Consider the following 23321-nt stretch of genomic DNA (forward strand, 5'->3'; position numbering starts at 1 on the left):
TAAATTACAGCCATCCATAACGTTTAACATAGAACTTCTTAAGGAGTTGGGTAAGTACCATGTATGCCAATAAAATGATTGGTAGGTAAATGAAATAGCTAAGCGGTAAAGGTTGTAAAGAGAAGTAACTTGCAAGTGGTCCCATTGGTAAGAAGATACCAATCATAATAATAACTGCTGTCATCACCAGTAGTGGTAAGGCTGCACAACTTTGAATAAATGGAATTTTTTGTGTACGAATCATATGTACAATAAGGGTTTGCGTGAGTAATCCTTCAATAAACCAACCAGACTGAAATAGTGTTTGTTGTTCTGGTGTATTTGCTTGAAAAATAAACCACATAAGTAGGAATGTTGTCACATCAAAAATTGAGCTAATTGGACCAAAGAAAATCATAAAGCGCCCTAGTCCGTTAGCCTCCCAGCGTTGCGGTTTTTTAAGTGCTTCTTCATCGACATTATCGAAAGGAACTGCAATTTGTGATACATCATAGAGTAGGTTTTGTACCAGTAAGTGAATTGGAAGCATTGGAAGAAATGGGATAAATGCACTCGCAATAAGAACAGAAAATACATTTCCGAAATTAGAACTTGCTGTAATCTTAATATATTTCAAAATGTTGGCAAAGGTACGACGACCCTCAATAACACCTTCTTCAAGTACCATTAAGCTCTTTTCAAGCAAGATTAAATCTGCAGATTCTTTTGCTATATCAACTGCAGTATCAACAGAAATACCAATATCGGCAGTACGCAGTGCAGCAGCATCATTAATGCCATCTCCAAGAAAACCAACCACATGATCATTCTCTTTAAGCTGTGTCACGATGCGTTCTTTATGCATAGGATTAAGCTTTGCAAAGATTTGATATTTTTCTACAGCTTCTTTGAACTCTACAGGTGACATATCATCAATGTCTTCACCAAGTACAATATGTTCGTGAGGTAAACCAATTTCTTGACAAACTTTCTGAGTGACGAACTCATTGTCGCCAGTGAGTACTTTTACTGTTACCCCGTAATCGTGAAGTGCTTTAATTGCTTTTACTGAACTATCTTTTGGAGGATCTAAGAACGTAAGAAAACCTGCAAGTGTTAGACCTTGCTCATCTTTGATGCCATAAGTCTTGTTTTCTTCAATTTCACTGTCTCGATAACCAATAGCAATGACACGTAGACCATCTTTATTATAGTTTTGACTATTCGTCAGAATAGTTTTTGATAGCTCGGAAGTAAGAGGCACAATTTCATGATTAATCTCAACGTGACTACAAATGTTGAGCATTTCTTCGACTGCACCTTTGGTAATAATACGTGCTTGTTTCTTTGGTGTTTTTACGACGACGGACATACGGCGTCTGTTAAAGTCGAATGGAATTTCATCAAGCTTATTATAGCTGAGTTTTTCCATCTTTATTTCAGATGAGGCGTGCTCTAAAATTGCTAAGTCTAATAAGTTTTTTAATCCTGTTTGATGGTAGCTGTTGATATAACCAAGCAATAATACTGGTTCAGAAATTTGTCCCATCACGTCGGTATGTTTAGATAGAATAATTTTATCTTGCGTTAGCGTACCTGTTTTGTCTGTGCATAAAACATCCATGGCACCAAAATTCTGAATAGCATCTAAACGCTTTACAATAACTTTTTTACGAGACAGAAATACTGCACCTTTTGCAAGTGTGGATGTCACAATCATAGGTAACATCTCTGGTGTTAAGCCAACTGCAATTGAAAGTGCAAATAAGCATGCTTCTGTCCAATCTCCCTTGGTAAAACCATTTAAGAGAAGAACAATTGGTGCCATTACCATTGTAAAGCGAATAAGTAACCAACTAACGTTATTTACCCCCTTTTGAAAAGAGGTAACTACTTGATCATTATCCGTAACACGTTTTGCAAGCGCACCAAAATAAGTTTGGTTTCCTGTGGTGAGTACAATTGCTGTCGCAGTTCCTGAAACAATACTGGTGCCCATAAATACAATATTGTCTAAAGCCATCGTATCATTTGCATTTTCGCTTTCATGTATAGCGAACTTTTCAACAGGCATAGACTCACCAGTCATTGCTGCTTGAGATACAAAAAGATCTTTTGTTTCAATAAGACGGCAATCGGCTGGAATAAGGTCACCTGCTGAAAGTTTAATAATATCGCCAGGGACAAGATATTTTGTTGGTATATCGACTAGATTTTTATTTTCTTTAGTATTGTAAATAGCATCGTCGTTTTTTATAAATTTTGAGCCTGAGTTTCTTCTAAATACAGATGCTTCATTACTCACCATAGATTTAAGGGCATCTGCAGCTTTATTGGATTTGGCTTCTTGCCAAAATCTTAGAATAGTTGAAATGACAACCATTGTAGAAATAACAATTGTACCTTTCATATCATCTGTAGATGCACAGATAATAGCCAAAAGTGTGAGCAAAATATTAAATGGATTTTTATAACAGTACCAAAGGTGTTGCCACCATGCTAAAGGCTTCTCCGATTGTAGTTCATTCAGCCCATAGTGTTTTTGGCGTATTTCAGCTTCTTGCTCATCAAGTCCTTCAATATGTGATTTTTTCTCTAAAACTAGTTCATCAACAGAACACTTTGAAGCATGTTTCAGTGTCGTTGTGAGTTGTTCACCAACCTGCTGTGCATAGCTTGTTTGTTGTAACTCATCAAATGAAGCAGATTTTGAAAAGTAACGTGTAAGATGATATTTTTTCAAAAACCGTGAAAATAGCTGTTCCCAGAGATTACGAATCATATGGGGTCTCCTTATTTTAGACAGCAGCTGTCTGTAAGGCTTAATTTTTTATTTAAGCCCTAAGATAATGTGAAAAGTGTGACGTTTGAATTAAATTGCGAAACTTAAACCGATGCCGAACCAATGAGATACTGATGATCGAATGCTTTGACCATAAGATAAGTACAAACTGGTTTTATCTGGAACAACATCTATGCTCCAAACGGCTTGAATTTTTTCCTGTTCAGGGGGTTGTTTATAATATTCCAAACCAATTTTTTGTCTTTCAGTAATTGGTTTCGTTGCAGCGATTGACCAAGAGAGATCGCCTTGGTGATGATTTTCTTGATACCAACCAATATTTACATCGAGCTGAAGATCGCTATAAACGTGATAAAAAGAAAGAGGAAGATTGACTGTCCAAAGGGATGTCAAATTATATTGAGAGGGTTGGTACATTCCACTCATTGCAATACCGAAAGTATCTGACAAATAAAGTGGATGTTTTAGCTGGGCAGCATAAAGCGTATCTTTCCCGTCATAAGTAATGGGTAAAGATAGTTCAACATTTTTGAATGTACATGCTGGATTTAAAATAAATTGAGTATCAGAGGTATTGAATAGCTGGTTCATTTCGAACTGGCATGACTTTTCTGATGTGATTTGTGCATCATCTGTATTGTACAAAGGCGTTGCTTGCGCAAAGCGTGTAGCAACTGCAATACCTATAATGCATACATATAGCGATATTGTAAAAATGTAATGAAACATTGCCTAGTCCCCATGACTGAGGCGGAATGTGACCTAAGTGGTTGTGATTAATTAATTTAAATATTGTATAAACGCACAGAATCTATATCTATCGAATATAGCTGCTGTAAGTTCTATTTAACTTAAATGAATTAAATATGATTTAGTAATATTTTTGATCATGCTATCTCATTGCAAGATAGCATTTACCCTAAGAGAGGTAGTGTTGCTATACTTACAAGATTAGTGAATCAATGTGTAAAAATTACACCTAAACCTCGAACAACTTCCCACTGAGGGTCTCCGCGTCTCTAAAAATTGCGTAAAGTATACCGTGTATAAAAAATTATACAATAGTATTTTTTTAAATTTTTTTATTATATTTTTTATGCGTAAATATTTTAATAAAATATTTATTTGTCATTTTATTTTAATATTTTTTTTGTATTTTAATATTTTTTTAATTCTATTATTTTTATTTTTTTAATAAAAAGTTGAATTTAAATAATGACTTATTTTTAATATTTATTTTTTGTAATGTAATTTTAGCTTATTGTTCTTATTTTAATATTGTTTTAATTTTAATTGGGTGTGTTTAAATTTTTTGAATAAAATTTATTTTAATTAAATCAATAATTATTATTATTTTAATATCTCTTTAAGAATTGTATTATTTCTTATGGCTATATTCCAAGATATAATCTAAAAAAATAGAGTATGGAATACAGACGATGTATAAAAATATAAAAGAGATTGGGTTGGTATCTTGTATCGTATTATTGAGTGGATGTACGACCATTGCCGATATGTCTGGAGCAGATTCAGCAACTTTAAATGCGAGTTCGGCACAGAGCTTCATAAAAATGCAACAAGAGGCTCAACAAAAAGGTGTATTGGATACTTCATCTGTGACCTATCAACGTATTCGTACTGTTTTACAGAGAATGGAACCTTATGCAAATCAGATGAATCAAACAGGTCAAGCCTTTCAATGGCAACTTGCTGTACTTAAGTCCGATACTTTAAACGCATATGTGGCACCTGGTGGGAAAGTTGTTTTCTATACAGGTATTGTGAATAAGTTAAATCTAACTGATGCAGAAATTGCCGCAATTATGGGGCATGAAATGACACATGCCTTAGAGGAGCACTCTAAAAATAAAATTGGAGCAGATGCTTTAACAAATTTAGCTGTTAATTTAGGAAAAAGTTATGCAGGTCAAAGCTTGGGACAATTTGGTTCAGCCGCGTTAGATTTAGGAAGTCAGGTAGGTGTAGGCTTACCTTATTCAAGAAGCTTAGAAACAAGAGCTGACTATGGCGGTTTAATTCTGATGGCGAAAGCAGGGTATAACCCTCAAGCTGCAATTACTTTATGGCAAAAAATGAATAAATTAGAAGGGCAAGGTGGTGTAAGTTTCTTATCTACGCATCCATCAAATGTTCAACGAATTGAAGCAATGCAAAAGAACTTACCCGCAGCTATGGCAATTTATAATCAGCGCATACAGCAACGTTAATGAGTAAAGATGATATTCATCTTTACTCAAAGAGGAGGTTATGGAGCAGGGTTAGGCTGTTGTTTATGAATTTGCTCAATCTCTTCTAAAATTTCTGGACTTAGGTCGACAGAAAATGCACTAATATTTTCTTTAAGTTGATCTAAGTGAGTGGCACCAATAATGGTACTGGTGACAAAAAACTGTTGTTTAATAAAAGCAAGTGCCAATTGTACTAATGAAAGTCCATGCTTTTCTGCAAGTTGAGCGTATTGTTCAGTTGCCCATTCACACTGCGGGTTCGTATAGCGAGTAAAGCGTGAAAACTCGGTAATTCTTGCTCCAGTAGGTCTTGCTCCATGTCTGTACTTACCTGAAAGCATTCCAAACGCCAAGGGTGAGTAGGCTAAGAGGCCTACATTTTCATATTTCGCAATTTCAGACATACCGACTTCATATGTACGGTTTAATAAGCTATAAGGGTTTTGTACGCTGACAAATTTTTGTAAATTTAATTTTTCAGCAATTTGTAAGAACTTCATAGTACCCCATGGGGTTTCGTTAGATAGCCCAATATGACGGATACGACCATGCTTGATTTCTTGTTGTAATGCTTCAAGCGTTTCAGTAAAGGCTGTGATTTGTGCTTCACTTTCTGCAAGTGTATTGCCGTACCCGAGTTTACCAAAGAAATTCGTTGTACGTTCTGGCCAGTGTAATTGATACAAGTCAATATAATCTGTCTTTAGCCTATTCAGAGAGCCATCTAATGCATTTGCAATATCTTTTGCATTGAATTTGGTTTCTCCATGACGAATATGACTCCCACCAAAGCCAGGTCCTGCAATTTTTGAAGCTAAGAATATATTTTCTCTGTTCTTATTTTTTTTAAACCATTCTCCAATAATTTCCTCTGTTCTACCTTGTGTTTCTATTTTTGGAGGAACAGGATACATTTCAGCAGTATCCCAAAAATGTACATCTTGGCTAAGCGCATAATTTAATTGTTCGAAAGCTTCTTCAAGTGTATTTTGTTCACCAAAAGTCATTGTACCTAGACATACTTCAGGAAGTTTTACGTGGGTATCTGAGAGTGGGTTGAACTTCATATTAAACCTCTGATGCACTTAAATATAAGAGAATAAAAAAGCAAATCCTAAGATTTGCTTTTTTGTCTTAACTTTCTTTGTGTTGTGGCTCGCTTGAGCTTTCTAAAGCACTGTCGTAAATTAGAATAGCTTTGCCTTCTGTTTCAATCATACCTTGCTCTTCTAAGGTTTTAAGAACACGTCCAACCATTTCACGTGAACAGCCGACAATACGACCGATTTCTTGACGTGTAATACGAATTTGGCGACCATTTGGCAATAGCATTGCTGCTGGCTGATGGGCAAGATCGATAAGACAACGTGCAATACGACCAGTAACATCAATAAATGCTAGATCAGTCATTTTACGTGTTGTATTTTTGAGTCTACGAGTGAGTTGCTCAAAAATGGCATAATTAAGGTCAGGGTATTCTTTCGTTAACTCTGTAAAGTGTTCATATGAGATTTCAGCAATCTCAGATACTTCACGTGTACGAACCTCAGCTGTTCTATGAGACTCATTGTCAAATAGACCCATTTCACCAAAGAAGTCACCTGCATTTAAGTATGCAATGACGATTTCACGTTCATCATCTTCACGAAGAACAACTGACACAGAACCTTTTAAAACAAGGTAAAGCGATTTAGACTCTTTACCTGCTTCAATAATCGTTGTGCGTTTTGCATAGCGGTTAATATAAGCGACTTTTAGTAAGGCCTTGATAGATTCAGGGAGCTGGTTGGGAGAGAGTGCATCGTTTGCAAATGGACGAAAATTAGCTACCATGATTGTTTATTCCGATATTTAGTATAATAGACACATCGATGTCTTTCACTCATAACTGAGTGTGTGGAAACTCCTTGTGCGTAAAGTATGTTAATATACTTTTGAACACTCATGTAATTTATAATTTTTTTTAGGTAGTTGCAATGCAGTCAACAGTTCAATGGCTTGGGAATGTTGCATTTGAAGCCAAATCTCAAAGCGGTCACACTATAATTATGGATGGTGCACCAAGTTACGGTGGAGAAGACCGCGGTGCTCGTCCAATGGAATTAATTCTAATGGGATTAGGAGGATGCGCATCATTTGATATTGTGACGATATTAAAAAAATCCCGTCAAGATGTGGTTGATGTCAAGTGTGAACTACAGGCAGAGAGGGCTGAGACAGTTCCTGCTGTGTTTACAAAAATACACTTACATTTTGTGGTAACTGGGACATCCGTCAAAGAAAAACAAGTTGCTAAAGCAGTCGAACTTTCTGCCGAGAAATATTGTTCTGCAAGTAAAATGCTTTCAGACGGTGGTGTCGAAATTACGCATGATTTTGAGATTATCGAAACTCAAATATAAAAGTAGCCAAAGGCTACTTTTATGGGGCTAAGAAAAGCTGTGGGTCGACTCGCGCATCATTTAAGCTCATACCCCAATGTAGGTGAGGGCCTGTAACACGGCCCGTTTTTCCGACTTTTCCTATTTCTTCACCTTGTTTAACCACTTGTCCTTTATGTACTTCAATTTGACTTAAATGACAAAACATACTAATTAAACCTTGGCCATGGTCAATAAGAATTGTATTACCATTAAAGAAGTAGTGACCTATACCAACCACTGTCCCATCCGCTGGTGCAATTACTTTTTGTCCGATTGGTGCTGGAATATCTAAACCTGAATGTGGTGCTCGTTCCTCATTATTAAAAAAACGTTTTCTTCCAAAGGAGTTGGTAAACTTTCCTTGAGTTGGTGTAATAAATTGTGGAAGTGTTTTCCATTTACTTTGGCTAAAAGACGTATAAATTAAGTTTTGCTCTTGAGCTTCTGTTTTATAACGTGCTAATTGGTCACTTGATGGTTCTACGAAATGCTGATCTTTAAGTTTGATATGCTGTTCTGCATAAGGATAAGATTGAATATCTAAAGGAATAATTTCTTGATCTACTTTGATGTTTATTGTACCGACAGGTGTTGAAAGAGGAATTCCGACAACAGCATATTTCTTGTTATTTTCTTCAGTGATTAAAACACGATGATCTTCATAGGAAACATGTTGTACTTGGTCTGTTAAGGGGATAATAGCTATACCGCCTGGACGAAGTGAGCTTTCAGGAAGCGCAGCGAATGATGTGTTCGTGTATAGTATAGTAAGAAATGAAAGGGCAATGAGCTTGTGCATTTTTTATAAGATAAAATAATGATTAACTTTTATTTAACGATAATTTATAAGTTTTGTCTAAAAATTTTAGTATTAAATTGTTATGTATAAGTGGGATTGCGATGAACAAAGGCCATCGCAATCTTGATGTTTTATTAAAACTCGTAATTCAATCTGACTAAGAAGTTACGAGGTGTACCTGGCATAGCGACAGAGCGCCAGTAAGATTTGTTTGTGAGATTGTTTACAGCTGCAGTAACACCCCAACGTTCATTTTTATAACCAACAGCCGCATCTAAACGATTAAAGCCAGGAATTTTAATGACGTTAGTAATTCCTGTGTATTGCGAACCCATATAAGTAACGCCTGTTTCAACATATACATTATCTGTAGGTAAGTAGCGAATAAATAAGTTTCCTGTGTTTTTTGCAACCAACGGTAATCTATTACCTACATTTGTTGGTGTTGCTTTATCTTTTTTCACTTTTGCATCGGTGTAACCATAGCCACCACGCACAAAGACGTTATCGATTAGACGACCAATAAAGCTAAACTCTAAGCCTTTAGATTCATGCTGTCCAGCAACAGCCCAGTAGTCTGGTTGGTTTTGAGAATCTGGCTGGTAACGGATATTGTTCTTACGAATGTCATAGATAGAGAATTGAGTATTTAAGCGATGATTAAACCATGTGCTTTTAACACCCATTTCATATTGTTCATTGTATTGCGGTGATGAATCTAAGGCAGCAGTTTGGCTAGATGGCACAGCACTTACAGCCATTGAGCCACCAAATGGTGCAAAGCTCTTGCTGTACGATGCATAGAAACTTTGGTTTTCCGTAGGTTGCCATACAAAACCGATATTTGGACTGGTTGAACCATTCGTTTCGGAGCGATGTTCCGAAATAGGAATAATTTTTCCGCTTTTGTCTTTACCAATATATTTATCAGATGAAAAATCGTAGTAATCGTAACGTAAACCAAGCATTACTTTGAACTGATCATTGAATGAAATCAGATCTTGTATAAATACGCCGTAGGTCGTACCTTCGTTATAATTATGCGTGTTATATTGTAGGTCACCTGAACCGCGTGAGCTGAAACGATCACCTGTGAGTGGATTTACAAAACCATAAATTAAAGAGCCATCTTTATTGGTATTTGCTAGGTACGGTTCACGTTGTTCGTATGAAATATCTGAACCAATGAGTAAATTATGTTTAATACTTCCTGTATTAAATTCACCTGAAATATCAAATGTATTGGTGGTGGTTTTATTGTTAGTTTTTTGCCAGTAATAAATTTGTTTAACATAGCCTTGGTAACAGCCTGCATTGGTTGCTGTTGGTTTTGTCGTTGTGGTACACATAGAGCCTGCATAAAAATGATCGAAATTCTGTTTGGCTTCTCTATAGCTTAATGCCCAATGAAACTTCCAATTGGGTACAAATTCATATTTTAAATCGGTTCTTACGGTTTGTAATTCATCGTCGACGTAGTCGCCATTTTGTGCATAAGCTGTCTTAATGGATGTGCCTGCAGGTAAAATTGTAAAGTCTGGGCCACGATCTGGAATACGATGTAATTTGTCATACGTATATTGGGTTGTCCATTTTAATGTCTGATCATCATTTTGGTATGTCACACTAGGTGAAACCATGACTTGGCGGTTATGAATGCCCTTACGAAAACTATCTGTTTCTGAGTATTCACTGGTTAGTCGTGCCGCCCAGTTATCATTAATAATACGGTTTAAGTCTAAAGTAGTTCCTCTGTTGTCCCAAGAACCACCATAGATACCAATTGTACTTTTAGACTTAAAGTTGGCTTCTTTACTGACCATGTTTACCACACCGCCACCTGCGCTGCGACCATATAGTACAGAAGCAGGACCTTTTAAGATTTCAATACGTTCTATGTTTGCTGTACTACGTCTAACTTGTCCACTTTCGCGAATACCATCGCGGTAAATATCGCCTGTATCTGCATTGAAGCCACGAATCGTAATACCATCACCACGCATGTCGTAGTTAGTCGAAACGCCTGGTGTACCCTGCAACATAACACTTAAATCGTTGGTGCCGTAGATCTTATATTTTTGTACATCAATCGTATCTATTGTTTGAGGAATGTCTTTTTTCTTTAACCCATTACGAGAGACATTTGCTTCATCATAATCGATATAACTTTTTACAGGATCAAGCTCACTCATTGCTTCAATTTTTATTGTAGGGAGAGTTGAAGTCGTATTAGGTTCAACCTCAGTTGCCCATGTCATTTGAACTTGAGAGATGAGTAAAGCAATCAGGCTCATTTTAAATAGAGGTGGATGGATAGGCGACATGCGAACTCCTAAGGTTAATATTAATGCTAATAATTCTCATTAGACATATTTTTGTGTCGCAGATTATATTCATAATTAATTCATATTTCATCTACTTTTTAAGAATAATTTAATATTCAATTATTTTTTGGTGAAAATATAGATTTGAACTTGAAAAATGAACCCAATGCACAGATATCTATATAGTCCTTTATTTTTATTAAAGGTAAAATTATTTTATTGAAATATAAAAAGATATTGAATTTTTTAAATGAGACCCTATATAGAAGTTAATTGAAAATTTGTGAGGATAAAAACAATGCAGTTCGAGAAGTTCACAAAAGGTTTAACCCATGCTTTAACTACGGCTCAGTCACTTGCGACAGGCAAAGATCATACGGCAATAGATGCCATTCATATACTTGCTGTGTTGCTAGAAGATTCTGCAAATATTAGCCTTTTACAACAAGCAGGGGCACGATTACCTGAGCTTAAAGAGAAGCTAACGCAGGCACTAAATAATGCACCAACAACGAATACACCTACAGGTGATGTGAACTTAAATCCAGATGCAGTAAAAGTTTTGAACTTGGCTGATCGGCATGCACAAAAAGCAGGCGATGGATTTTTGTCGACAGATTGGGTATTGCTTGCCATGACGGAAACAGCATCAACAAAGTCAATTTTGTCAGATGTTGGTGTAAAAACAGCACAGCTACGTAGTGTAATTGAACATATTCGAGGAAATGAAAAAGTTATGAGTGACAACTACGAAGAACAACGTGACTCATTAAATAAATATACGATTGATTTAACAGAGTGTGCATTGGCAGGCAAACTTGACCCTGTAATTGGTCGAGATGAAGAAATCCGTCGTACTGTACAAGTACTTTCACGTCGTACTAAGAATAATCCTGTTCTAATTGGGGAGCCAGGCGTTGGTAAAACTGCAATCGTTGAAGGCTTGGCACAGCGCATTGTCAATGGTGAAGTACCCGAAGGTTTGAAAGGTAAACGTGTACTGTCTTTAGATTTAGGTGCGTTATTGGCTGGTGCAAAATACCGTGGTGAGTTTGAAGAACGTCTTAAAGCGGTTTTAAATGATCTTGCTAAACAAGACGGTCAGGTTATTTTATTTATAGATGAATTGCATACACTGGTTGGTGCAGGTAAAACAGATGGTGCAATGGATGCAGGTAATATGCTTAAACCTGCACTTGCACGTGGTGAGCTTCGCTGTGTGGGTGCAACAACGCTCGATGAATACCGCCAATTTATTGAAAAAGATGCAGCATTAGAGCGTCGTTTTCAAAAAGTATTAGTCGATGAGCCAAGTGTTGAAGATACGATTGCAATTTTACGTGGTTTAAAAGAGCGCTATGAAGTCCATCATGGTGTAAAAATTTTAGACTCTGCTATTATTTCAGCAGCAAAAATGTCGCACCGTTACATTACAGATCGTCAGTTGCCTGATAAAGCAATTGATTTGATTGATGAAGCTGCATCACGCATTAAAATGGAGATTGATTCTAAACCTGAGTCTTTAGATCGTTTGGATCGTCGTATTATTCAGTTGAAAATGCAACTTGAAGCAGTTAAAAAAGATGAAGATGCGGGAAGCCAAGCAGAGGTAAAATTACTTACAACACAGATTGATGACTTACAACGTGAGTATGATGATTTAGAAGAAGTTTGGCGTAAAGAAAAAACACTTGTCGAAGGTACAAAGCAGGCTCAAGTGAAACTTGATCAGGCACGTATTGCACTTGAAAAAGCACAACGAGAAGGGAATTGGGCTGAGGCAAGTCGTTTGCAGTACGGCGAGATTCCTGAACTTGAAAAAGCACTTGAGCAAGATGAGGTTATTGAAGAAAATGAAGAACCAAAACTCATTCGAACTAAAGTCACGGAAAATGAAATTGCAGAGGTTGTGAGTGCGGCAACTGGTATTCCCGTAGCTAAAATGCTTCAAGGGGAGCGTGAGAAATTACTACAGATGGAAACCTTCTTACATAATCGTGTAGTTGGGCAGGATGAGGCAGTACATGCAGTCTCAAATGCAGTTCGTCGATCTCGTGCAGGGCTATCAGATCCAAACCGACCAAGTGGTTCTTTCTTGTTTTTAGGACCAACAGGGGTAGGTAAAACCGAATTGACCAAAGCATTAGCAAATTTCTTATTTGATAGTGACGATGCAATGATTCGTATCGATATGAGCGAATTTATGGAAAAGCATTCTGTAAGTCGCTTGGTCGGTGCTCCTCCAGGGTATGTAGGTTATGAAGAGGGCGGTGTTTTAACAGAAGCTGTACGCCGTAAACCTTATAGCGTTATTTTGTTTGATGAAGTCGAGAAAGCGCATCCAGATGTGTTTAATATTCTCTTGCAGGTATTAGATGATGGTCGTTTAACAGATTCGCAAGGCCGTATTATCGACTTTAAAAATACGGTTATTGTGATGACATCTAATTTAGGCTCGCAAGATGTACGTGAGCTGGGTGATCATGCTTCTGAAGATGAAGTGCGAACAGTAGTGATGAATGCGGTAAGTCAGCATTTCCGTCCTGAGTTTATCAATCGTATCGATGAGTTGGTGGTTTTCCATTCATTGAAAAAATCACAAATTCGTGGCATTGCAGACATTCAATTGTCTCGTTTACGTTCACGTTTAGAAGAGCGTGAGATTGGTTTAACAATAGATGATACAGCTTTTGATGTATTGATTGAGGCTGGCTTTGATCCAATTTATGGTGCACGTCCACTAAAACGTGCGATTCAACAGCAAATTGAAAATACATTGGCGCAGAAGATATTAGGGGCCGACTTCCAAGCGGGTGATAATATTGTTATTCGTGGCGAAGATGGTCATCTTATTTTCGATCGTATGAAACTCAGTTAATTATTTTAAAAATCCCACTTCATTGTAAGTGGGATTTTTTATGGTCTATTCTCATTCAATAAAGAAAAAAACGTAATTATGATGATTGTGTTACACTGAAGGAATCCAAAGACAGCAACAATAAGAGATGGACATGGATAATATTTCATCTGAGGTTGACCGTTTTATAAAAATAAAAAACTTACTTAATACGTTTATAGAAAAGAATGATTTTCGCCGTGTAAACCAGTATTACCAAGTCATCTATCAAAATAATCTACGATCTATTGAAAAATATGACATTCCATTATATGAAGATGCTGTGTTACTTAGGAATTTCAAGACATTATATTTAGATTCAAATGTTAAAGCACAGTCTTATATAGAAATACTAAATCTTTGGTTAACCAATGATGAAGGTTTCTTAATTTATATCTTACTTGGAGATTATTGGGCCGAAGTTGCATTACAATATGATTTAGATAACCCTGAGTTTTCTGAGTTGATTCAGCTATTTACTCATGTGAGTACATATTGGTATTTGCGTGCAATCGCAGATACAATTCACGCGCCAGATATTTATTTGGCACTCATGCACTTATATGAAAAAACCAATCAACATTGCGATTTAAATCTAGTATGTCAACATTACAGGTTTGATCCCAGCCAATATAGTGCACAAGCATTAAATATTTTTTATCAACAAAATGGTGTACTACCTCCCCAAGAAAAAATTAGTTTAATTTTAAGGGTGCCCACTGAAGCCGAAAAGGTGAAGCCATGTCTTTATTGGTTTAACCTGAGTATAGAGCGTCAACCTTCTGTGATGGCGTTTTCAAGTTACTGTAACCATTTATTAGATAAATATGATAGCTACGAGGAAATTGATAACTTTTTATATAGCTCGGTTTGCCAAGAGCAATCTCACTTACTACTACAGCAATTATATTACTTGCGTTACATGCATGAGTTTAAGGCTCTAATATACGAAACAGAAAAAAATTGGCAAGAAAAACGAGAGAATGGTCAGGAGTTAATTTGTTACTTTAATACATTGGTTTTGAATAAAAAACTGATGGCAGACTGTTATATACAACAGATTCTATTTTTTTGTTCTCTTTTAAGCGAAATATCTACATTTGATTCGAAAAATGAATATTTAAAAATACAAGAAAATATTTTCCAATTAATTCAAAGTATTCTTCAAGAGTATTCAACTGAATTACAGAGTAATATTGATATTCATCATACATTTTTTAAAGCGGTAATTTTATTTTTTGCAGATAATAGATTTCCTTTTATTGATAAGACATACATACGAGGAAAAATACTTGCTTTGATGAGTGTGTGGAACAATGATATTAGTTTTGCAGTATTACTCTATGCACTTAGATCTTCAGATGAATGGCAAATCTCTGAGGAAGCAGCTTCATATATCACACTGGATAATATCTGGGAAAAAAACGCATGTTCTACTTTTGATAGTCAAGTTTTTCAAGCCTATGATTATCTTTATTTAAGTTGTGAATACGATATTCTGATTGAGTTGTTAGAGAAATTTGCGAACTATGGCCATACACCAAGTATGATGTATTTGTTTAAGATCTATTCTGGATCGAGTGACCATAAAAATTTAAATCAATATATACAGATCGATCATGCAGAACCATGGCTTGCACGCGCTTTAGCATTAAAAAATGTTGAGGCGTTATTGGTGCAAGGGCGAAGATTGTTGACGCAGAGTTTAAATCAAAGTAATGAGCAAGAACAGAAAGACTTAGCACGTAATGCACAAGGACTTCTTGAGCAGACCTTTTGTAAAAAGTCGGTACAAGCCGAAATTAGTTATGGTTATGCACAGTTTTTGATGGAAGAGAGTCAGACAAAACAAAGTGAAGTTCTTCGGCTATATTTTCCTATGTTGATGGAAAATAATAAGTTTAATAAAAAAATGTTGGCTGAGATTGCATATATTTATGCTTTTGCAAGTTATTATGGTAAAGGGATAGAAAAAAATTTATACCTTGCTTATTACTGGGGAAATAATGCAATGTCACTTGATCCTGATGAAGATCGGTATAAAACATTATATGAAGATTTGATTAAACCGAAAACAGGTTGGTTTATTCAGAAAATACAGTATAAGAAAAGAATTAGAGTTTCTAGAGAACATTTACCTGAATGGATGAAAAAGACCATTCCACTTTTCGAGAGGCATTTGGTCTTTGAGTAATTTATTTAAAAAAGCCGAATCATCTGATCCGGCTTTTTAGATTATACGCTATGGTGTTTTATTTGCCATGAGCGATGAATCTTTTGATTACGTTTAAAATCTGGCCCAATGGTTTCTTGGGTAATTTCAACCACATCAAACATGCCTTCGATCTCTTCACTCATTTCAAAGCCACGATAGTTATTTGAGAAATATAGTGTTCCATCTGTACTTAAACGGTTCATTGCACGCTTGAGTAAAGAAAGATGGTCACGTTGTACGTCAAATGTACCGTAAAACTTTTTTGAATTAGAGAATGTAGGTGGGTCAATAAAAATTAAGTCATATTGTTCATGACCTTCTTTGAGCCAGTCAAAACAATCACTGGCAAAGAACATATGTTGTTCATCTGCATGATCTACAGTAAGGCCATTTAAAACAAAGTTTTCTTTAGACCAATTTAAGTAGGTATTTGAGAGATCTACACTTGTTGTACTGGCAGCACCACCTAGCGCAGCATGTAAGCTAGCGGTTGATGTATAGCTATATAAGTTAAGGAAGTGTTTTCCCTTAGCCTCTTGTGCAATACGTAAACGCATTTGACGATGGTCTAAGAACAAACCTGTATCTAGATAGTCTGTTAAATTGACTAAAAGATTGGCACGGCCTTCTTTAACTACAAAACGTTTGGATGCAGTACTCTGTTTCTCATATTGTGTTTTACCAGACTGGCGTGCACGTGTTTTAATGAAGATAGCATCACGGTTAAATCCAGTAACTGCACGGATAGCAGCGAGTGCAAGGTTAAAGCGTTTTTTTGCTTTTTCAGGGTCGATTTGTTTTGGTGGTGCATATTCTTGAACGTGCAGACGATCACCGTATAGATCAACGGCAACATTGAAGTCTGGTAAGTCTGCATCATATAACCGTAGACAGTAGATTCCTTCATTTACCGCCCATTTTTTCAATGCTGTCATATTCTTTTGTAGGCGGTTAGCAAAATCTTGTGCGCCTTCAACTTCAACAGGTTGACTTGTCCATCTAGCAAGAAATGGTTGACTATTGAGCAATGGCTTAATAACACCAAAACGAATATAAATTGGCAGTTTACCATTCATTAAACGTAATGTTTGTGTTGCGTCAAATGCAAGCACATCAGCTTGTTCAATTTGAGCTGCAATGACTGCTGCATGTTGGTGAGGGAAGGTCTTTTGAAGTAAAGCAGAAATACCCAAGTACAGTGCACGATTTGATGCCTTGTCACCTAAGCGTTCGCCGTAAGGAGGGTTTGTAACAATAAATGCTTTTTCATCGGCTTCTAAATTAAACGCAGGCCAGTCTGCGAGTGTACGTTCTTCAATTTTTATGTTGTCTAGAATGCTTTCAAAACCTGCAGCAATCAGGTTTTGTCGAGTTGCTTTTACTGCATCCCAATCTGCATCGTAAGCATAAAATTTAGGTAATGGTTTTGCCAAAGCATCTTGGTGTCTTTGAGCAGCTTCTGCTTTTAGGCTCATCCAAAGTTCATGGTCATGACCATGCCAGCCATTAAAACCAAATCGACGAACGAGCCCCGGTGCTCGGTCAGTCAGTATCATAAGAGATTCAATAATAAATGTGCCTGAGCCACACATTGGGTCAAGTACAAGTTTTGGCTGAAGCGCTTGTAATTTTGACTTATGTAAAATTGCTGCAGCTAAGTTTTCTTTAATAGGTGCTTCAGTCATGACTTGACGATAGCCACGTTTATGCAGAGAGTCACCAGATAAATCTAGACAGTAGTGATGTGTTGTTTTACCTGCAAGAATATAAAGTGTAATTTCAGGTTGTTTGATGTCGATACTTGGACGGCGACCCACAGTTTCCATAAAACTATCAACCACACCGTCTTTGACACGTAGCGTCGCGAATTGTGTATTTACCTTAATATCACGTTCTACGTGAAGGCGTATGGCAAATGTACTTTGTGGTGCAAAAATTAAAGACCAGTCAAAATTAACCGCACCTTCATATAGCTCTTCTGCCACATCACGTACATCATGCGAATGTTCAATCGCATGTTCATAAATTGGCATAACAACGCGAGAAGCAAGGCGTGACCACATACAAATACGATAAGCGGTTTCTAACGTTCCTTTGAAAATTAAACGACCAGCTTTACGTTCTACATCGGTCGCACCTAATTGAGCAATTTCTTCTTCTAATAACAGCTCTAAGCCATCGGCACAAGTAACCCAATAAGTAGATAAACGTTGCGGTGAATTCATGCAAACTTCCAAACCAAAACAAGCAAACGAGGATTTTAACGCATTTTGACCCTCTTTGGCTTGTGTTATTTGTGGCTTTTTTACATGGAGATGACTGCGAATTATTCTTATTTTCCGATACAATATGTCAACTTAGCGCAAGACAAAGGAATCATTGATGCATTTCGCAAAATTGCATACTCCAAGTCAGATTCAACTTAACCAACATGGTCACTTGAAACACTTTGTAACGATCGAAGGGCTATCCAAAGAAACTTTAACTCAAATATTGGACACCGCAGAAACCTTTATTAATGAAAATAACCAGTTAATTACTTCTCCCGTTTTAGAAGGTAAAACGGTGATGAATCTTTTCTTTGAAAACTCTACAAGAACAAGAACAACGTTTGAAGCCGCTGCTAAGCGTCTTTCTGCCAATGTACTGAATATCGATATCGCACGCTCAAGTACATCTAAAGGTGAAACATTAAGAGATACGCTTTGGAATTTACAGGCGATGGCTGCGGATATTTTTGTTGTGCGTCACTCTTCATCGGGAGCGGCGCATTTTATTGCTAAAGATGTCTGTCCAACGGTTGCGATTATTAATGCAGGTGATGGACGTCACGCGCATCCGACACAAGCAATGCTTGATATGCTGACTATTCGTAGAGAAACGAAAAAATCATTTAGTGAGTTAAGTGTTGCAATTATTGGCGATATTAAACACTCACGTGTCGCACGTTCTGATGTGGCTGCATTACAAACGCTTGGGTGTCGTGATATTCGTGTAATTGCACCAAATACATTATTACCATATGGATTTGAAGAATATGGGAGCGAAGTGCGTTTATTTAATAATATGGATGAAGGTGTGAAAGATTGTGATGTCATTATGACATTACGTATCCAAAATGAACGAATTGACTCACCAGCACTCGCTTCTCAGCTCGAGTTTCATAAAATGTACGGTCTCAATGATACACGTTTAGCTCTAGCGAAACCTGATTGTATTGTAATGCATCCGGGACCAATGAACAGAGGTGTAGAGATTACTTCAAAAATTGCCGATGGTTCGCAAGCAGTGATTCTAAATCAGGTAACCAATGGTATTGCTGTACGTATGGCTGTACTTGCATTGTCGATGCAAGGGCAACTTCAAGAGCAAGGTTTAATTGATTCAATTGCACTTTAAGGAAAAAAGACATGACTACCGTAAAAATTGAAAATGTACGTGTTCTAGATCCTGTAACACAAACCGATGCAATTGAAACCGTATACCTTAATAATGCGAAACGTGTTCCTCATTTGGATGAAGTTGCACATGTCATTAATGGGCAAGGTCAGTGGCTCATGCCAAGTATGGTCGATTTATGTGCCCGTTTAAGAGAACCTGGCCAGCAACAGCATGGAACACTTGCTTCTGAAGGAAATGCGGCACGATCGGCAGGAATTTTACATATTTTAACGCCTCCAGACTCAAAGCCAATTGTGCAAGACAATGGTGCATTAATTCATGGTCTTGTTGAAAAAGCATGGAATGATGGCAAGATTCATCTTGCAATTATGGGAGCCCAAACGCAAGGCTTGCAAGGTAAGCAACCTGCAAATATGGCAGGGTTGAAAAAGGGTGGGTGCCGCTTTGTATCTAATGCAAATGCACCTTTTGCCGATGATGATGTTGTATTGCGTACGCTTGAATATGCAGCGGGCTTAGATTTAACTGTTGTGTTTTATCCAGAAGAGCCACAAATTGCAAAAGATGGGTGTGTCCATGAGAGTTTTGTGGCATCCCGTCAAGGTTTGCCGATGATTTCTCCTTTGGCAGAAACTGTTGCTGTTGCAAAATACTTATTAATGGTTGAAGCAACAGGTGTACAAGCACATTTTAGCTTGTTGTCTTGTGGTGCATCTATAGATTTAATTCAAGCTGCAAAAGAGAAAGGCTTACCTGTTACTGCCGATGTTGCAATGCATCAACTACATCTTATTGATGAGTTAATTGATGGTTTTAATTCTTTAGCACATGTACGCCCACCATTGCGTGCGTTGAAGGATCGTGAAAAATTAAGAGAAGCAGTGAAAACTGGGGTGATTGATGCAATTTGTACGCATCATGAACCTTTAAGTGGTTCTGCAAAATTAGCGCCGTTTGCGGAAACAGAAGCAGGCATTAGTGCTTTTGATACCTATTTACCACTTGGTATTCAATTGGTTAAAGACAATGTTTTTACAGCACTTGAATGGGTAGAAAAAGTGACACTTGCTCCTGCGGTCGTATCAAAGATGGTTGAACAGTGGCAAGCAGAAGCAGGTTGGATTTTATTAGACCCAGCTTTATCTTGGGAACTTACAGAAGACTCAATGCTTTCTCAAGGAAAGAATACACCTTTACTTGGACAAACGATGACAGGTCGAGTCATTGAGACCTTTTATCCTACCATTTAAGATGACTGAGGCTTGCACTACTTATGTGTAGTGTGAGTCATTATGTTGCTTTACATTGTGCTTTAATTGCAAAAGCACGTTTATTTAAAATAGACTTTTTTGAATATTGTAAACTTTTAGTGCGATATTCTTATTTTATATTGAGATTTTTTGGTGCAAATGTATCTTATTTGAGCATTTTATGATTAGTAGTCATTAACCCTTATTTTAATGAAACTTCCTAGTCGTTTTAAAAAGACATTCCTCCACTAAAATTATTTTTTTAATACTAAGAATAAGTCATTTTTCGCTATACGATTTTTTTGTACTGAAATACTGTAAATTTCATGCATAGTCTTTATAAAATTATCATTCTATTTTTTTGAAAATCCTTTCCATACGCAACAAATTTTGAAATTAAAAAAGTTGGTCTGTTTATTGCACTGACTAGATCAGTTCATCAATTTTATCTCAGTCATTGTACTTGAAGGAGTCAGTATGAGAAATGTTTCAAAAAAATCAGTCGTTGTTGCATTAACAGCTCTACCTATAATGTTTCTTGCTGTATCTCAAGCAAATGCTGCAGATACATTGGCTAAAATTAAGAGCAAAGGTGTCCTTGTGATTGGTCACCGTGAATCTTCTGATCCAATTTCATATGTTGCAGATGGTAAAGCAGTTGGTTATGCGGTAGATATTTGTAAGAACGTTGCAGACCAAGTAAAAAAAGAATTAAACATGCCAAATTTAAGAGTGGAGTATAAGGCCGTTACTTCATCTACGCGTCTTCCTGAATTACTCTCTGGCAATATTGATATGGAGTGTGGTTCAACGACAAACTCTAAACAGCGTCAAGAACAAGCTGCATTCTCAACCAATTATTATGCAACTGAAGTACGTATGGCGGTCAAAGCCAATTCAAATATTAAAAGCATCGCAGATCTTAATGGTAAAGCAGTTGTAACCACACAAGGTACGACTTCTGATAAATACATTAAAATGAGTGAGCGTGGTCAGAAAGTGAATGTAAATAATATTTATGGTAAAGACCATGCCGATTCTTTTGCAATTTTAGCTTCTGGTCGTGCTGCAGCTTTTGTGATGGATGACAATATCTTAGCTGGTCTAATTGCAAAATCTGCAAATCCTAAAGATTTTGCTATTGTAGGACCAGTTTTATCTTCAGAGCCGTACGGCATTATGCTTCCTAAAGATGATCCGAAATTTAAAGCATTAGCTGACCATGTGGTCACAAATATGTGGAAGTCGGGTCAAATGGAAAAACTCTACAAGAAATGGTTTGAAGCACCAATCCCACCAAAAAATATTAATTTACATATGCAACCAAGTGGTTCATTTAAGAAGTTACAAGCACATCCAAACGATACGGGTGTTTAAGACCAACGTTCAGTATATGTTGCACTCTCTTCAAGACAGTGCAACTTTAAATAGTTTGTCTTTATTCTTGGGGGCATTATGTCATTTGGTTCATTGAATTGGACGTCTTTTTGTTTACCATCAAATGAATATGGCTTAGATAAGTCCCAGTGGGCAGAATCTGTATGTAAAGCCATAGGTGGACAAAGTTATTCTCCTGCAGCTGATGCACCGACTTGGTTACAGATGCTTGGTCATGGTGTATTTACCATGGTTTGGACGGCCTGTGCTGCTTTTGTTATTGCATTTTTTTTAGGGTCTTTGTTTGGTATTTTGCGTACGGTTCCACATAAAGGACTGGCCGCAATTGGAAATGTCTACGTCGAAGTATTTAGAAATATTCCTTTAATTGTTCAGTTATTCTTTTGGGCATTCGTATTTCCTGAATTTCTGCCACATAGCTTGAGTGATGGTAGTGGTGAAGTAGTTGCTGGAGGATGGTGGAAGAATTTATTAAATACCCAGCCTGCTATTATTGGTGTTTTTGCACTGGGACTTTATACCGCTGCACGTGTTTCAGAGCATATTCGTGCAGGAATTTTAACAGTATCTCGCGGGCAAAAATTTGCAGCATCTGCATTAGGGTTTACCGTGTGGCAAAGCTACCGTTATGTGGTTTTACCAGTTGCTTATCGTACTGTATGGCCAACCATTACATCAGAAGCGATGAATGTATTTAAAAATTCAGCGGTATTGTATGCATTAAGCGTCATGAATTTCTTTGCATACAGTAAAGTGATGCGTGAAGAAACTTCACAAGATATTGTCATTTTAGTTTTATCTACACCTGTTTATTTAATTGTAACTTACGCTATTAAGCTCATTATGGTCTGGATCGAACGCCGTATGGCTGTTCCTGGTTTAGGCTCAGGAGGTAAATGATGGATTTTTCATTACTCCAACAAGCAGATATTTATCAGGCTTTACTTAAGGGACTTGGTTTTACTTTATGGGTCACTGTACTTGCAATGATTGGTGGAATTTTAATTGGTACACCACTTGCAATGATGAGATTATCAAATAATGCTTTTGCGCGTAATTTTTCTAAAATATACGTAGATTGTTTTCGTGGTATACCTTTAATTCAAGTCATTTTTATTTTTTACTTTTTATTGCCTAAAGTTTTTGAATTTCAGTCAGATACATATTGGGGACCCTTGTTCTCAAGTGTAATTACTTTTGCTGTTTTTGAAGCAGCATTTTTTGCCGAGATTGTACGCTCGGGAATTCAGTCAGTTTCAAGAGGACAGGTTTTTGCAGGTTCTGCACTTGGTTTTACTTATGGGCAGTCAATGCGTTATGTAGTGCTACCTCAAGCATTTCGAAATATGATACCTGTACTTCTTACCCAAACAATTATTTTGTTCCAAGACGTTTCTTTAGTTTATGTAATTAGTGCACCAGATCTATTAGGCAAGGCAGATACACTTGCCAATACATATGGGTCGCAAACCAAACCAACATTTTATTTAGTGGTTGCTATCGTATATTTCTGTAGTTCATTCTTTCTCTCAAAACTTGTCAAAAGACTGCAAGAAAGAATTGCCATTATTCGTTAATAGGGG

General features: G+C 36.9%; 16 protein-coding genes. 9 read left to right on the forward strand and 7 right to left on the reverse strand.

Annotated elements, in window-relative coordinates:
• Positions 1–4: 4 nt before the first annotated feature.
• Both mgtA and OZX61_RS04560 read right to left on the reverse strand, forming a co-directional pair.
• Entirely contained in the window at positions 5–2761 is a 2757-nt protein-coding gene (mgtA, locus tag OZX61_RS04555; protein ID WP_277095442.1) for a magnesium-translocating P-type ATPase, read from the reverse strand.
• Positions 2762–2851: 90 nt separating this feature from the next.
• Complete coding sequence (locus tag OZX61_RS04560; protein WP_277095443.1) at positions 2852–3511, reverse strand: hypothetical protein; 660 nt, start codon at positions 3509–3511, stop codon at positions 2852–2854.
• 710 nt (positions 3512–4221) lie between these two features.
• On the opposite strand from OZX61_RS04560, the gene OZX61_RS04565 reads away from it, so the two are divergent.
• On the forward strand, positions 4222–5010 hold the full coding sequence (locus OZX61_RS04565) for a M48 family metallopeptidase (RefSeq protein WP_277095444.1): 789 nt from the start codon (positions 4222–4224) through the stop codon (positions 5008–5010).
• 38 nt (positions 5011–5048) lie between these two features.
• Here OZX61_RS04565 and OZX61_RS04570 read toward each other — a convergent pair whose 3' ends face one another.
• A complete protein-coding gene (locus OZX61_RS04570; RefSeq protein WP_277095445.1) occupies positions 5049–6098 on the reverse strand; it encodes an NADP(H)-dependent aldo-keto reductase in 1050 nt (349 codons plus the stop codon).
• A gap of 67 nt (positions 6099–6165) precedes the next feature.
• Positions 6166–6864: a cAMP-activated global transcriptional regulator CRP gene (gene crp, locus OZX61_RS04575; RefSeq protein WP_195771870.1), complete on the reverse strand. Its 699-nt coding sequence runs from the start codon at positions 6862–6864 to the stop codon at positions 6166–6168.
• A gap of 143 nt (positions 6865–7007) precedes the next feature.
• On the opposite strand from crp, the gene OZX61_RS04580 reads away from it, so the two are divergent.
• Positions 7008–7433, forward strand: coding sequence for an OsmC family protein (locus tag OZX61_RS04580; RefSeq protein WP_195771871.1), 426 nt, complete (start codon positions 7008–7010; stop codon positions 7431–7433).
• A gap of 19 nt (positions 7434–7452) precedes the next feature.
• Here OZX61_RS04580 and OZX61_RS04585 read toward each other — a convergent pair whose 3' ends face one another.
• Both OZX61_RS04585 and OZX61_RS04590 read right to left on the reverse strand, forming a co-directional pair.
• On the reverse strand, positions 7453–8253 hold the full coding sequence (locus OZX61_RS04585) for a peptidoglycan DD-metalloendopeptidase family protein (protein WP_277095446.1): 801 nt from the start codon (positions 8251–8253) through the stop codon (positions 7453–7455).
• A gap of 134 nt (positions 8254–8387) precedes the next feature.
• Complete coding sequence (locus OZX61_RS04590) at positions 8388–10577, reverse strand: TonB-dependent siderophore receptor (protein ID WP_277095447.1); 2190 nt, start codon at positions 10575–10577, stop codon at positions 8388–8390.
• A 298-nt stretch (positions 10578–10875) separates the two neighbouring features.
• Here OZX61_RS04590 and clpB point away from each other — a divergent pair, with 298 nt between their 5' ends.
• The gene (gene clpB, locus OZX61_RS04595) at positions 10876–13455 is read left to right on the forward strand and encodes an ATP-dependent chaperone ClpB (protein ID WP_277095448.1); all 2580 of its coding nucleotides are present in this window, start codon (positions 10876–10878) and stop codon (positions 13453–13455) included.
• 133 nt (positions 13456–13588) lie between these two features.
• Positions 13589–15667, forward strand: a complete 2079-nt coding sequence (locus OZX61_RS04600; protein ID WP_277095449.1) for a hypothetical protein — start codon at positions 13589–13591, stop codon at positions 15665–15667.
• Positions 15668–15708: 41 nt separating this feature from the next.
• On the opposite strand, the gene rlmKL is transcribed toward OZX61_RS04600, so the two are convergent.
• On the reverse strand, positions 15709–17913 hold the full coding sequence (rlmKL, locus tag OZX61_RS04605) for a bifunctional 23S rRNA (guanine(2069)-N(7))-methyltransferase RlmK/23S rRNA (guanine(2445)-N(2))-methyltransferase RlmL (RefSeq protein ID WP_277095450.1): 2205 nt from the start codon (positions 17911–17913) through the stop codon (positions 15709–15711).
• Between the two features lie 157 nt (positions 17914–18070).
• Between rlmKL and OZX61_RS04610 the strand changes: the two genes are divergently transcribed.
• The 5 genes from OZX61_RS04610 to OZX61_RS04630 all read left to right on the forward strand — a co-directional run bounded on the left by OZX61_RS04610 (position 18071) and on the right by OZX61_RS04630 (position 23315).
• Positions 18071–19087, forward strand: coding sequence for an aspartate carbamoyltransferase catalytic subunit (locus OZX61_RS04610; protein ID WP_277095451.1), 1017 nt, complete (start codon positions 18071–18073; stop codon positions 19085–19087).
• A gap of 11 nt (positions 19088–19098) precedes the next feature.
• Positions 19099–20340 (forward strand): dihydroorotase, encoded by a 1242-nt coding sequence (locus OZX61_RS04615; protein WP_277095452.1) that lies wholly within the window; start codon positions 19099–19101, stop codon positions 20338–20340.
• Between the two features lie 531 nt (positions 20341–20871).
• On the forward strand, positions 20872–21717 hold the full coding sequence (locus tag OZX61_RS04620; protein WP_228284774.1) for an amino acid ABC transporter substrate-binding protein: 846 nt from the start codon (positions 20872–20874) through the stop codon (positions 21715–21717).
• Positions 21718–21795: 78 nt separating this feature from the next.
• On the forward strand, positions 21796–22638 hold the full coding sequence (locus OZX61_RS04625) for an amino acid ABC transporter permease (RefSeq protein WP_195771879.1): 843 nt from the start codon (positions 21796–21798) through the stop codon (positions 22636–22638).
• Positions 22638–23315 carry an amino acid ABC transporter permease gene (locus OZX61_RS04630; RefSeq protein ID WP_196337655.1) on the forward strand — a complete coding sequence of 226 codons (678 nt, stop codon included), beginning with the start codon at positions 22638–22640 and terminating at the stop codon, positions 23313–23315. Before OZX61_RS04625 ends, OZX61_RS04630 begins: the two co-directional genes overlap by 1 nt.
• Positions 23316–23321 lie beyond the last annotated feature (6 nt).

This window comes from Acinetobacter sp. ESL0695 (assembly GCF_029392135.1).
GTDB lineage: Bacteria > Pseudomonadota > Gammaproteobacteria > Pseudomonadales > Moraxellaceae > Acinetobacter > Acinetobacter pollinis.